Origin of the sequence: Maribacter sp. 4U21 (assembly GCF_002742365.1) — a bacterium.
Taxonomy (GTDB): Bacteria; Bacteroidota; Bacteroidia; order Flavobacteriales; family Flavobacteriaceae; genus Maribacter.
Genome location: NZ_MDGN01000045.1, coordinates 57,136 through 70,052, shown reverse-complemented (window position 1 = coordinate 70,052; position 12,917 = coordinate 57,136). Strand labels below are relative to the sequence as shown.

Below are 12,917 nucleotides of genomic sequence, written 5' to 3'. Positions count from 1 at the left end.
GGAAGAGTAACTGCAAACGCTGCCCCAAAATCTAAAAGCAATAATTTCTTTTATTTTAATATAATCTAAATAGATATTATTGGATATCAGTTATTTGTATTGGTTCTAACTGGTTTCTCACGTAGTTTTATAGTATAATAAATAAAAAAACGTTATGTCTATAAGATTAGGAAATAGTTGTGTCAATTGTGAAAATTTAGTTGAAGGTAATACCTGCAAAAAACATGGTGTGCAAGTGGGTAACAGTTACACTTGTGACAGTTTTGAAATGAAGGCAGCATTAAAAACGGAGCAGAACTGCGTGAGTTGCGTTCGCTTTGAAGCAAGCGACTGCGCCAACCCTCAAAAAGCTGCACCTGGGATGTCTTGCAACCATTGGGCTCCTCAAAACATTACTGCATAAAATTCCAAACATCATTGAATTAAAATAGGACTCCGGAGGAGTCCTATTTTAATTCATACCATAGTCCAAGTGTTAAATTTTTAATTTTATTTAGATTTAATACAAATAATCTTGCCCGTTGTCATTTTAGGTTTTAGATTTGTTACTCTATTTAAAACAAGTCTAAATAAACTTAAAAACCTAATAATGAAAAGAATTGTATTTGCAGTAGCTATAGTTGGAGGATTACTATTGACCTCATGCGAGTCGGATGATAATGGTGGAGACATAGGCGCAACTTGCTCTGATGGAGTAATGAACGGTGATGAAACCGGTATTGATTGTGGCGGTTCCTGCGCACCTTGCGAAACTGCGATTGAAAACCCTGCCACCTATCTATTTTCTAGAAACGGTGAGAGTACGGTCAGTTTCTCTGGTCAGACTACTAGGCTGAAGATGGGAGATGAAATTGTAAGTGCATTAAAGAACCCCATGATGACGGCGGATGAATTATTGGCCATGTACGCGCATGCAATGGGTGATATGAATTTTGAAGATGCAGAATTAAATGCTTCCGATAAAAATATGAGAAGTAAAACGGCTGCATCCGCAGATTTCTTCTCCTCTAATGCCACCGACCAGGCTTTGATACGTGCAGATTTTGACCAGTGGTTGACAGCTCAGGCGGAGGAGGTCTTTCCAAATTGGAACGTAGCGGCATCTGCTGGAATGGTGGGCCAACTACCCGATGGAGCATCCACACGTTATGTAAATGAAAAAGGATTGGAATACGACCAACTATGGACAAAAGGTTTAATCGGCGCATTAACCGCTGACCAATTATTGAATAATTATTTAAGTCCAGCCGTTCTGGATGCCGGCGAAAATATAGCTGATAACGATAACGGTACACCTGCTGAGGGTAAGACCTATACCAACATGGAGCATAAGTGGGATGAGGCTTATGGTTATGCTTATGGTTTAAATGCGGATGCTGCAAATCCAAATGCTGATTTAGGTGCGGATAGTTTTTTAAATAAATATATTGGTAGGGTAGAAGGCGATGATGACTTCGCCGGTATAGCGGATGAAATTTTCCAAGCATTTAAGTTGGGAAGAGCCGCTATCGTTGCTAAACAATACGATGTAAGGGATGAGCAGGCAGCAATTCTAAGAAAGAAAATTTCTGAAGTAATTGGGATTAGAGCTGTCTACTACTTGCAACAAGCTAAAGTGTCATTGGATCAGGAGAGCCCGGCATACGGAACAGCTTTTCATGATTTATCCGAAGGTTACGGATTTATTTACAGCCTTCAGTTTACAAGAAAACCAAGTTCCAATGAGCCTTATTTTACTAAATCTGAGGTAGATGCCTTTTTAGTCGATTTGTTGGATGACGGCGCAAACGGACTTTGGGACGTAGAACTAGCTACCTTGGATAGTCTAGCAGCGGCCATTGCCGATAGATTTGAGTTTACTTTAGAACAAGCTGCAGAATAGTTTGAGTTGTGTTATGTTGATAAAAAAAGTGACTCTTTCCTTATCTAGAATGAGTTGCTTTTTTTATTTTCGCTTTTAATTAGAATAAATAAAAATAAGCTATGAAGAGGATTTTTGGAATTGCATTTTTTCTATGCCTGGTTTGGGCCTGTTCTACCGATAATGAGGGAGAAGAACCTGTTATAAACCCAGGTGCTGAGGTAAATTTTGAAAGGAGTGCCATGTTGGTGAACTGGGCGGATAACATTATTATTCCGTCTTACGAAGCGTTTAATGCGGACATGGTCGCCTTAAATGCATCTTTTGAATTATTCAAGGCAGCGTCCAGTGAAGCCAATCTTACAGATTTGCGTGCGGCATGGTTAACGGCCTACAAAACATGGCAACGTGTTTCCATGTTTGAAATAGGACCGGCCGAAACGGTTGGACTACGATTAAATCTTAATATCTATCCTACGGACCCGGAAAAGATTGATGCCCACGTTGCATCAGGAGCATATGACCTTTCATTATCTTCCAATAGAGATGCTAAAGGTTTTCCGGCGCTAGATTACCTGATCAACGGTTTAGATACTACTGATGCCGCTATCGTGGCCAAGTTCAATACCGCGGACAAAGATGCCCTCCTCTCCTATATGGAGGACATCCTTAACGACATGACCTTACTTTCCAGTGGTGTTCTTGCGGAATGGAAATCGGGTTATAGGGATACTTTTGTGGCTAATGATGGTGCTTCGGCTACGGCATCCGTAGACCGTATGGTCAACGATTACATATTTTACTACGAAAAATTCCTCAGAGCAGGTAAAATGGGTATTCCCTTGGGTGTTTTTTCAGGCAGTCCATTGCCTGAAAATGTTGAAGGCTACTACGAACAGGAAATCGCCAATACCCTGTTTTTAGAAGGATTAAGCGCTGTACAGGATTTCTTTAACGGTAAGCATTATGGTTCCAGCGCTTCAGGGGAAAGTTTGGCTTCCTATTTAGATGTCCTCAATACGGTGAAGGATGGTGAAGATTTGAAAGCGCTTATCAACAATCAGTTCAATACGGCAAGGAACATGGTAAGTAACTTAGCTCCCTTTAGGACCGAAATTGAAAATAATACGCCACCTACCAATATGCTCTTGGCTTACGACGAGGTACAAAGAGCGGTGCCCTTATTAAAGGTAGATATGGTTTCGTCCATGAGTATAAGTATCGATTTTGTTGATGCCGATGGCGACTAATGACCTTTGAAGCTAAACATATAAAAGCTCCTACGGAGGCCGCCCCTTTGGCGGTCTTTCGTATTTTATTCGGTTTAATGATGCTTATAAGCATTATTAGGTTCTGGAGCTACGGGTGGATTGATAAATTGTACATACAGCCCAAGTTATTTTTTTCCTATTATGGTTTTGAGTGGGTAAAACCCATCGGTGATTATACGTATTTGCTTTTCGCAATTTGTGGGATTTCGGCATTTTTTGTGGCATTAGGTTATCGGTACAGAATATCTATTATCGTTTTCTTTTTAAGCTTTACCTACATTGAGCTTATGGATAAGACCACTTACCTAAATCATTATTATTTTATAAGTATCCTAAGTTTTTTAATGATTTTTCTTCCTGCACAGGCATACTTTTCAGTTGACGCAGCAAGAAATCCTAAAAAAGCCTTTCAATACATTCCCGCTTGGACCATAAACAGTATAAAACTATTACTGGGAATTGTCTATGTATACGCAGGTTTGGCAAAATTGAACTCCGATTGGTTATTCAAAGCTATGCCCTTGAAAATTTGGCTTCCGTCTAAGTTCCATATTCCATTGATCGGTGATTTGTTGAGTGAAGAATGGGTACAATACGCTTTTAGCTGGACGGGAGCAATCTATGATTTGGCTATTCCATTTTTGTTATTGTCAAAAAGAACACGCCCCTATGCTTTCATTTTGGTAGTAGTTTTTCATGTACTTACACGCGTACTTTTCCCTATAGGAATGTTCCCGTATATTATGATTATTGCTACACTTATCTTTTTTGATAATGGCCTTCATCACAAGATAATTGCTTATATCGGGCGCCTACTCAGATTCAATACTTCTCGGTTTAACAATCAGAAGGTCTTCAGAGAAAATTCCATGGGGTCGGCTTCCTTAAAGTATTCGGTCGTAGTTGTTTTTTTTATACTTCAGTTAACAGTTCCTTTTCGCTACCTATTATATCCGGGAGAATTATTTTGGACGGAAGAAGGGTATCGGTTTTCGTGGAGGGTAATGCTCATGGAGAAATCCGGGTATGCCCAGTTTAAAGTGGTCGATGCTGAGACCAATAGATGGTTTTACGTAAATAATTCAGACTTTTTAACACCATTTCAGGAAAAGCAAATGGCATTTCAACCAGATTTCATTTTAGAATACGCACACATGTTAAAGGAGCATTTTGAAGAGGACGGTCATAAGCAAGTGGCTGTCTATGCGGACTGTCAAGTAAGTTTAAACGGTAGATTAAGTACAAGATATATAGATCCTGATAGGGATTTAACCAAGGAGAAGGCTTCTTTTGCCCATAAAGATTGGATTATACCATTTAAGGATGAGATTAAAGGAATTTAGTGGATTACTGCTATTGTTATTGACTTTCCCGGTATGGGGTCAACTAAGCATATCAGGAAGTATCACGAACGAGGAAGGTAAACCACTTCCAGATGTGGAGGTATATTTGCGTGAATTGGAACGTTTGGAAATGACCGATGCTAATGGAGTTTTTACGTTTGAAGATATACCCGGTGGTAAGTATTCTATTGTAGTTTTTGCCTATGAATATGAAGTATTGGAAAAAGAATTGACTTTTGATAAGCCTTTTTCCCTGGATATCACATTACAAAGACTGCAGGCGGAAAATCTTTCTGAAGTAGTGCTCACACAGAAGCGAGAACAGGTTTTTGCTTTAAAACAACTTAAAAAGGTAGAAGGTACTGCAATCTATGCGGGTAAAAAGAGCGAAGTAGTGCTGCTTGATGGCATTACCGGAAATCTAGCGGCCAACAATCCTCGACAGATTTACAGTCAGGTAGTAGGTCTTAATATTTACGATAATGGCGATGCCGGTCTTCAACTGAACATTGGTGGTAGGGGGTTGGACCCCAACAGAACCGCAAATTTCAATACGAGACAAAATGGTTACGACATTAGTGCCGACGTTCTAGGCTACCCAGAAAGTTACTATACGCCACCCGCGGAAGCTCTGGAAGAAATTCAAGTGGTTAGAGGTGCCGCATCCTTACAATACGGTACCCAGTTCGGTGGTTTGGTGAACTTTAAATTCAAAAAACCAAGTACTACCAAAAAAATAGAATGGGTAAGTAGGCAAACCTTGGGTTCCTATAACCTTAGGACCAGTTTCAATAGTCTAAGCGGTACGGTGGGTAAACTTAGCTATTACACCTACTTTAATTATAAGGAAGGAAATGGGTTTAGACCAAACTCCGATTATAACAGTAGAAACTATTTTGCACATATAGGATACCAACTTACGGATAGGACCAAGCTCACCCTAGAAACCACTTTCCTGAATTATCTGGCCAAACAACCAGGAGGCTTAACGGATGCTCAATTTATCGCAGATCCAACCTTTAGCAATAGGGACAGAAACTGGTTTGATGTAGATTGGAAATTATATTCCCTGCGTTTAGATCACAAGTTTTCTAATAAGACGGATTTTAGTTTGAACATCTTTGGATTGGATGCTTCAAGGAGTGCACTAGGTTTTAGGACCAACCGTGTTTCCCAGCCAGATGATCCTGAGGAACCAAGGGAATTATTGATTGATAATTTTCAAAATTGGGGTGCAGAGGCACGGGTACTTACGAGATATAAACTAGGCGGTACGGAGTCAGCCTTGCTACTTGGTTCAAAAATCTATAAGACGGATAATAATCAAAGACAGGGACCTGGAACAAATGCTTCCAATGCCGATTTTAATTTTGCCGATGACGCCTTCCCCAATTACGAACGGCAATCTCAATTTGATTTCCCCAATTTTAATCTAGCCTTTTTCGGGGAGAACATTTTTAATATCACCCCAAAGTTTACGCTAACGCCTGGATTTAGGTTAGAACATATAAAAACGGAAAGTATTGGTAGCTTTAGGAACGTTGTTTTGGATTTGGCAGGTAACCCACTATTGAACGAAGAGATTGACGATAATAGAATATTCGATAGAACATTTCTCCTATTGGGACTAGGCGCTACGTATAAGGTTACTCCAACTACGGAGTTATACGGAAATTTTTCACAAAACTACCGGTCGGTAACCTTTAGTGACATTAGGGTGGTGAACCCTTCTTTTCAGGTAGATGAAAATATTGGGGATGAAGATGGTTTTACGGCTGATTTAGGACTGCGAGGTAGAATAAAAGATGCTCTGTCTTATGATTTGAGTGCATTCGGGTTGTTGTACGATAACAGGTTGGGAGAGGTATTGAAAAGTGAAACCAGGACCAATGCTGCCGGTGAAGAGGTAGAAACTGGACGTATCGTTCGTTTCCGCGGTAATATAGGAACCGCTTTTATGTACGGATTGGAAGGTTTTGCCAACTGGAGTTTAAAGGAAACGTTCTTACCATCTAAAGAGAAGTTAAAACTGAATTATTTCTTGAATTTGGCCTTGACCAATTCCGAATATCTATCCTCAGAAGAAACCAATGTAGAAGGTAATCAAGTAGAGTTTATCCCGAATGTCAACCTGAAAACGGGATTGAATTTTGGATTTGGTAATCTATTGGGCAGTTTGCAATACACCTACTTGTCCAATCAATTTACGGACGCGACCAATGCACTACAGGATACTAACGACAATCAACGTGGTATCGAGGGAGAAATTCCCGCATACGATATATTAGACCTTTCCTTGTCTTACAGTTACAAAAAATGGAAGCTAGAGGCAGGAATCAACAACGTATTGAACAATAGCTATTTTACACGCAGGGCTACGGGATACCCGGGACCTGGAATAATTCCTTCGGAACCACGAACCTTTTATACCACCTTGCAACTAAAGCTGTAATGTAAATAAAAAAGCCCCAAAATTGGGGCTTTTAAAATTATGGTTGTTATTGTAGTGTTTGTTATTGCTTTAAGTAAACAAAACGTTCCAGCCTGGCCAATTCCTTATCATCAACATATTTGTCGATTTCTTTTCTAAACTGTGCCATGTTCTTATAGGGTCTGTATTCCTCGAACTCATGAGCCATACGTTTTCCGACACCTGGAAGGGCTAAGATCATTTCTTCCGATGCCGTGTTCAACTCAATAGGAACAAATACATAATTTTCATAACGAGCCACCTCCGTTTCATCAACATATTTACCTATTTCACGTCTAAATTGAGCTAAGGATACATAAGGTCTATATTCCTCGAACTCATGTGCCATACGGTCACCAACACCGGGAATCATCTTAAAATCGGCCTCCGCAGTAGTATTTAAATTGAAGGGCACGAATATTTTTTTGTACAATTCGGAGGTATTTACTTCGCTACCCAGCAAACTGTTAAAATCCGTCATGGTGAGAAACGGTCTACCTTTTACAATCTTTTCAACCATTTCGTCGGATATGCCAATAGCTTTCAAATCTTCCTCCGTAGCCAAATTGGCATTTAACACGGTTGTCATTTCCGATTTTGTAATTTCCTGAACTTCTTCAGTGGCCGATGCTTCTTGTTCCGCAGTTGCGGCTTCGGTGCTTTTGTCTTTTTTATCTTCTTTGCATGCCAAAACCATAATGGCCAATAGTGTTAAACTGCATGTCAATTTTAAAAAATGTCTCATTGTTTTTGTTTTAGTAGTAATATATATGAATAACCGATTAATGCTAATACTATCATGCTTCCAGGGGCAAGGGTGGGTAGGGCACCTGATAAACTTTCTATAAATAAATCCCAATCACGGGCATTAGGCTTCATTTCCATTTCAAACTCATAGTTGGCCCTTAAATGCAGAAAGGAGCCATAGATACCGCTTAGTGCCGTACAACCCAAAATAACTTTGAACAAGGTTATTACAAAAGAAGACCTTTTAAATAGTAGTATGATAAGGACCAAAATGGCACTGCCAATACAAAATAGGGGTATTCTTTGTAGCGTGTCTTCATAATGACTTAGGAGATATAATTCCAAACCAACACCCAATAGCATGAAAACGAACGTAGCAAAAATGAGCTGTTTTTGTTGCTGCTGTTCAAATGTATCCTTTTGTGTCTTCATTGCCTTTGGCAAAATTAAGGATGAATAATGGGTTATGAAAATTATTTAGATGAATTCTAAATAATGTTTGCAAGTTCAAATGAGTTTTCTTTTCCCATTACTTAGAGACAATTGTTATTACTTAGGACATATTGCTTTTAATGACCGTTAGTATCAGTTGCTATAAGGATGGTGCAGTGTGTACTATGGATAGCTACTACAAGCATAACACCTAGCTTTATTGGTTTAATGTTGAGCTTTTGAACTTTTGCTAGATAAACGTTTACCTCTTTAACCAAAGGAATATATATCGTCTTAATGGCTTTCATTGTTGTATTCATTTTACTTCCTATTCCTTGGTTCAAGAATTTTCTTTGGCTAGAACGATACTTGTAGTCTTCATTTTTACGGACCATGCCAACTACGGCGCATCTAATGAACCTATGCAAGGCATCCCTATTAACAACATATTGGACTTCTAATACCTGGTTTTCTCATTTCTTGAAGTAAAAAGAGTATCTTTGCACGCAATTAAATCCTTAATTGCAATGGAAGCTCACCTAAACAAAATTCTCGGAGAAGGTCTAACTTATGATGACGTACTCTTGGTCCCGGCATATTCTGAAGTGCTTCCTAGGGAAGTCAGTATAAAATCAAAATTTACACGCAACATTACCATTAATGTTCCCATCGTTTCCGCGGCTATGGATACGGTTACCGAATCCAGCATGGCTATTGCCATTGCCCAAGAGGGCGGTATTGGTGTATTACATAAAAATATGACCATAGAACAACAGGCGATAAAGGTCAGAAAAGTAAAGCGGGCGGAAAGCGGAATGATTTTGGACCCTGTTACGATGCCTTTGAATTCTAAGGTAAGTGATGCCAAGGCCCATATGAAAGAGCATAGTATCGGTGGTATTCCCATAGTGGATGCAGAAGGAAAATTGATCGGTATCGTCACCAATAGGGATTTACGTTTTGAGAAAAACAACGAAAGGCCTATTGCTGAGGTGATGACATCTGAAAATTTGGTCACTGCCGCAGAAGGAACCTCACTCTCTGAGGCAGAGGATATTTTACAGGACCATAAGATAGAGAAACTTCCTGTTGTAGATAAGGACAATAAGTTGGTCGGTCTCATCACTTTTAGGGATATTACGAAACTTACGCAGAAACCCAATGCCAACAAGGACAAGTACGGACGTTTAAGAGTGGCTGCCGCTTTAGGAGTTACCGGCGATGCCGTGGATAGGGCAGAAGCTTTGGTCAATGCTGGGGTCGATGCGGTTGTAATAGATACGGCCCACGGTCATACCAAAGGAGTGATTTCCGTCTTAAAGGAGGTCAAGGAACGCTTTCCGGACCTTGATGTCATTGTTGGAAATATTGCAACGGGTGAAGCCGCTAAATACTTGGTGGAGGCGGGTGCCGATGCCGTAAAGGTAGGTATTGGTCCAGGTTCCATTTGTACAACAAGGGTTGTTGCAGGAGTCGGTTTTCCACAGTTCTCTGCAGTTTTAGAGGTCGCTGCGGCCATTAAAGGTTCAGGGGTTCCCGTAATTGCAGATGGCGGTATTCGTTATACAGGCGATATTCCAAAGGCGATCGCCGCTGGCGCCGATACGGTAATGTTAGGTTCTCTCTTAGCAGGAACTAAAGAATCTCCCGGAGAAACTATCATTTATGAGGGCAGAAAATTTAAGTCGTACCGAGGAATGGGTTCTGTTGAAGCTATGAAGCAAGGAAGTAAAGACCGATATTTTCAGGATGTTGAAGATGACATTAAGAAGTTAGTCCCGGAAGGTATTGTCGGCAGGGTTCCTTACAAAGGAGATTTGTTCGAGAGTATACATCAGTTTGTGGGCGGTCTGCGGGCAGGAATGGGCTATTGTGGCGCCAAAGATGTGGACGACCTAAAGGAAAATGGAAGGTTTGTAAAAATTACGGCAAGTGGTATTAATGAGAGCCATCCACACGATGTCACCATTACTAAGGAATCTCCTAATTACAGTAGATAAAAAAGCTTTTTTAGTTAAGTATATAAAGAAGCCGAGTAGGAACACTCGGCTTTTTCATTATAATATTATATCACATGGAAGACTATTTGCCTTCGGCAGCGTAGGTTTTCCAATCTTTGTTCTTGTAGATATTTTCTCCAAAGTATTTTGCAATGTTCAGAAAAGGTTCCGGTTTTTGATAGCCCGGTACGGGAGAAAGCATATTCAATTCCTCATCCAAGAATATTGTGGTAGGATAACTTAACCGGCCCTGCATTAATGTTGCAGCAAACTCGTGATATCCTTTTCTTCCAGAAGGAACAAATTTATAGATTTTTCCCTTGAACTCTATGGGCTCTTTACCTTCGCCGTCCAATTTTACCATATAATAGTTCTTGGACATGTATTCCGCAACTTCTGGATTTTGAAAAGTATCCTTATCCATTTTTTTGCACCATCCGCACCAATCCGTGTAGACATCGATAAATACTTTTTTAGGATTTTTATCAGTTGCGGCAAGTGCTGCAGCCTCGTCCCAACTTAACCATTGTACCTCTTGGGCAGCAGCAAAATTTGTGCTGAGCGCAATGACTAAAAGTATGACGTAATTTTTATAGGAAGCCTTATGTTTTATCATCGTATATTTTTGAGCAATTAGTCCTACAACTATACCAAAACTAACGATTTTTTAAAAGCTTTATTTTACTTTGGCAGGTTCCTTAACATCAAAAAGGTCTTTTACGTCCACTTGGTTATTGATGAGGTCATTAAAAGTTTCCCTTTCCCTAATGAGAATGGCTTGTCCGTTATGCCAGAGCACCTCTGGCGGTCTAAACCTGGAATTGTAGTTACTAGCCATCGTAAAACAGTACGCTCCTGCATTCTTAAAGCATAGAATGTCACCTTCGGATATTTCGTTGATACGTCTATTGCTCGCAAAAGTATCCGTTTCGCATATATAGCCTACCACAGAATAATAGCGTTCCCTTCCTTTTTCATTGGATATGTTTATGATTGAATGAGAAGCTCCATAAAGCATGGGCCGAATGAGATGGTTAAAACCGGAATCGATACTAGCGAAGACCGTAGAAGTGGTTTGCTTTACCACATTTACTTTGGCAAGAAAGAATCCTGCTTCACTCACTAAAAATTTACCAGGTTCAAAAGCTAAAGTCAGTTCCTTTCCGTACTCTTTGCAAAATTCATTAAAGCGTTTGCTTAGTTTTTTGCCCAATTCTTCTACATTGGTTTCAATATCACCGTCCTTATAAGGCACTTTAAACCCACTTCCAAAATCAATAAAGTCTAATTTTTTAAAATTCTTTGCAGTTTCAAATAGGATTTCCGATGCGTACAGGAAGACGTCAATATCAAGTATATCACTACCCGTATGCATGTGTATTCCGTTGATGTTCATCTGGGTTAATTCTACGATTCGTAATAGATGTGGAATTTGATGAATACTTATTCCGAACTTAGAATCTATATGGCCAACGGATATATTGGAGTTACCCCCAGCCATAACATGTGGGTTAATTCGAATACACACAGGAATATCAGGATGCTTGCTTCCAAACTGTTCTAGAATGGAGAGGTTATCGATATTTATACGAACCCCTAATTTTGCAGCCTCTTCAATCTCTTCTAAAGAGACCCCGTTAGGCGTGAATATGATTGCTTCTGGTTTAAAACCGGCCAAAAGACCTAATTGTACTTCTTGAATGGAAACGGTATCCAAACCGCTACCTAAACTGTTCATCAGTTTAAGAATAGAAATATTAGAAAGCGCTTTTGCAGCGTAATTTAATTTCAGATTTTTAACCGAGCTGAATGCTTTGGTCAACCTTTTGAACTGTGAGATGATTTTTGCGGAATCATATACATAAACAGGATCTCCGTAGGTTTCGGCAATTTGAAGTAGGTCCGAATTTTTCATGCGTAAGGGTTTTTGACAAATCTAGGTCACTGAAGGTATACTCACAAAAAAAATGTTCAAAAATTGATAAAAACAACAAAATGTTATAATTGCAACAATTATTTCTAAAGCTTTTCTTGTTCCAAGTTGAGCGGATTTGTACTTTCATCAAGAAAGTTACTTTAATTTTATACCATCTTTAATGAGAATACCATTATTTCCTTTACAATCTATATTTTTTCCAGGGGAGACCGTACCGCTGCATATTTTTGAACCTCGTTACAAACAGTTAATTCAGGACTGTAGGGATGAGGCCATCACTTTTGGAATACCGGTTTACATAAACGGGAAAATGGAATATGGTACCGAGGTGCAGTTAGTTGAGGTCGTTACCACGTACAATGGAGGAGAAATGGATGTTGTTGGTGTAGCGCGCCAAGTTTTCAAAGTATTGACATTCGATAATCAAATGGACGATAAGTTATATGCTGGGGGGGAGGTAGAATTTTACGAATATGATTATGAGGCGGAGAAAGACGATAAGCTTAAAGTGATAGAGCACATTCAGGAACTTTACGATATAATGGAAGTTCCCTTTACGCAAATTGATGTAAATATCTTTAATAGTTTTACGCTAGCCCATAAGATTGGGCTTTCCTTTGAGCAGGAGTACCAATTACTACAAATGTCCAAGGAAACGGAGCGTTTAGGTTTCTTAAAAGCCCATTTAATGGCTACCATTACCGTACTTACCGAAGTGGAGCGTACCAGAAGAACTATAGAGTTGAACGGGCATTTTAAAAATTTTGACCCGCTTGATTTCAAGGATATTGAAGTATAGTTTTATAGATGATTTAATCTTAACAATACACTATTAATTTCCTCCGCTCAATTAGTTC

At 39.5% G+C, this 12,917-nt stretch carries 11 protein-coding genes; 6 read left to right on the top strand and 5 right to left on the bottom strand.

Going from position 1 to position 12,917, the window contains the following annotated elements:
- Positions 1-589: 589 nt before the first annotated feature.
- The 4 genes from BFP77_RS09305 to BFP77_RS09290 all read left to right on the top strand — a co-directional run bounded on the left by BFP77_RS09305 (position 590) and on the right by BFP77_RS09290 (position 6,927).
- Positions 590-1,882, top strand: a complete 1,293-nt coding sequence (locus tag BFP77_RS09305; protein WP_099573763.1) for a DUF4856 domain-containing protein — start codon at positions 590-592, stop codon at positions 1,880-1,882.
- Positions 1,883-1,983: 101 nt separating this feature from the next.
- Positions 1,984-3,111, top strand: a complete 1,128-nt coding sequence (locus tag BFP77_RS09300; protein ID WP_099573762.1) for an imelysin family protein — start codon at positions 1,984-1,986, stop codon at positions 3,109-3,111.
- Positions 3,111-4,475, top strand: a complete 1,365-nt coding sequence (locus BFP77_RS09295; RefSeq protein ID WP_099573761.1) for an HTTM domain-containing protein — start codon at positions 3,111-3,113, stop codon at positions 4,473-4,475. Before BFP77_RS09300 ends, BFP77_RS09295 begins: the two co-directional genes overlap by 1 nt.
- Positions 4,456-6,927, top strand: coding sequence for a TonB-dependent receptor domain-containing protein (locus BFP77_RS09290; RefSeq protein WP_099573760.1), 2,472 nt, complete (start codon positions 4,456-4,458; stop codon positions 6,925-6,927). Before BFP77_RS09295 ends, BFP77_RS09290 begins: the two co-directional genes overlap by 20 nt.
- A 61-nt stretch (positions 6,928-6,988) precedes the next feature.
- Here BFP77_RS09290 and BFP77_RS09285 read toward each other — a convergent pair whose 3' ends face one another.
- The 3 genes from BFP77_RS09285 to BFP77_RS09275 all read right to left on the bottom strand — a co-directional run bounded on the left by BFP77_RS09285 (position 6,989) and on the right by BFP77_RS09275 (position 8,552).
- Positions 6,989-7,690, bottom strand: a complete 702-nt coding sequence (locus BFP77_RS09285) for a helix-hairpin-helix domain-containing protein (RefSeq protein WP_143751889.1) — start codon at positions 7,688-7,690, stop codon at positions 6,989-6,991.
- Positions 7,687-8,124 (bottom strand): hypothetical protein, encoded by a 438-nt coding sequence (locus tag BFP77_RS09280; RefSeq protein WP_099573758.1) that lies wholly within the window; start codon positions 8,122-8,124, stop codon positions 7,687-7,689. The genes BFP77_RS09285 and BFP77_RS09280 overlap by 4 nt, the downstream gene beginning before the upstream one ends.
- 137 nt (positions 8,125-8,261) lie before the next feature.
- Positions 8,262-8,552 (bottom strand): hypothetical protein, encoded by a 291-nt coding sequence (locus BFP77_RS09275; protein WP_143751888.1) that lies wholly within the window; start codon positions 8,550-8,552, stop codon positions 8,262-8,264.
- Between the two features lie 99 nt (positions 8,553-8,651).
- On the opposite strand from BFP77_RS09275, the gene guaB reads away from it, so the two are divergent.
- Positions 8,652-10,124, top strand: a complete 1,473-nt coding sequence (gene guaB / locus BFP77_RS09270) for an IMP dehydrogenase (protein WP_099573756.1) — start codon at positions 8,652-8,654, stop codon at positions 10,122-10,124.
- 82 nt (positions 10,125-10,206) lie between these two features.
- On the opposite strand, the gene BFP77_RS09265 is transcribed toward guaB, so the two are convergent.
- The gene (locus BFP77_RS09265) at positions 10,207-10,740 is read right to left on the bottom strand and encodes a thioredoxin family protein (protein ID WP_099573755.1); all 534 of its coding nucleotides are present in this window, start codon (positions 10,738-10,740) and stop codon (positions 10,207-10,209) included.
- Positions 10,741-10,800: 60 nt separating this feature from the next.
- Positions 10,801-12,039, bottom strand: coding sequence for a diaminopimelate decarboxylase (gene lysA / locus BFP77_RS09260; protein ID WP_099573754.1), 1,239 nt, complete (start codon positions 12,037-12,039; stop codon positions 10,801-10,803).
- A 181-nt stretch (positions 12,040-12,220) separates the two neighbouring features.
- Here lysA and BFP77_RS09255 point away from each other — a divergent pair, with 181 nt between their 5' ends.
- Positions 12,221-12,859: an LON peptidase substrate-binding domain-containing protein gene (locus BFP77_RS09255; protein WP_099573753.1), complete on the top strand. Its 639-nt coding sequence runs from the start codon at positions 12,221-12,223 to the stop codon at positions 12,857-12,859.
- Positions 12,860-12,917 lie beyond the last annotated feature (58 nt).

Coding starts and splice junctions, on each gene's coding strand:
- BFP77_RS09305 (WP_099573763.1), top strand. CDS start 590: ATGAAAAGAATTGTATTTGCAGTAGCTATAGTTGGAGGATTACTATTG.
- BFP77_RS09300 (WP_099573762.1), top strand. CDS start 1,984: ATGAAGAGGATTTTTGGAATTGCATTTTTTCTATGCCTGGTTTGGGCC.
- BFP77_RS09295 (WP_099573761.1), top strand. CDS start 3,111: ATGACCTTTGAAGCTAAACATATAAAAGCTCCTACGGAGGCCGCCCCT.
- BFP77_RS09290 (WP_099573760.1), top strand. CDS start 4,456: ATGAGATTAAAGGAATTTAGTGGATTACTGCTATTGTTATTGACTTTC.
- BFP77_RS09285 (WP_143751889.1), bottom strand. CDS start 7,690: ATGAGACATTTTTTAAAATTGACATGCAGTTTAACACTATTGGCCATT.
- BFP77_RS09280 (WP_099573758.1), bottom strand. CDS start 8,124: ATGAAGACACAAAAGGATACATTTGAACAGCAGCAACAAAAACAGCTC.
- guaB (WP_099573756.1), top strand. CDS start 8,652: ATGGAAGCTCACCTAAACAAAATTCTCGGAGAAGGTCTAACTTATGAT.
- BFP77_RS09265 (WP_099573755.1), bottom strand. CDS start 10,740: ATGATAAAACATAAGGCTTCCTATAAAAATTACGTCATACTTTTAGTC.
- lysA (WP_099573754.1), bottom strand. CDS start 12,039: ATGAAAAATTCGGACCTACTTCAAATTGCCGAAACCTACGGAGATCCT.
- BFP77_RS09255 (WP_099573753.1), top strand. CDS start 12,221: ATGAGAATACCATTATTTCCTTTACAATCTATATTTTTTCCAGGGGAG.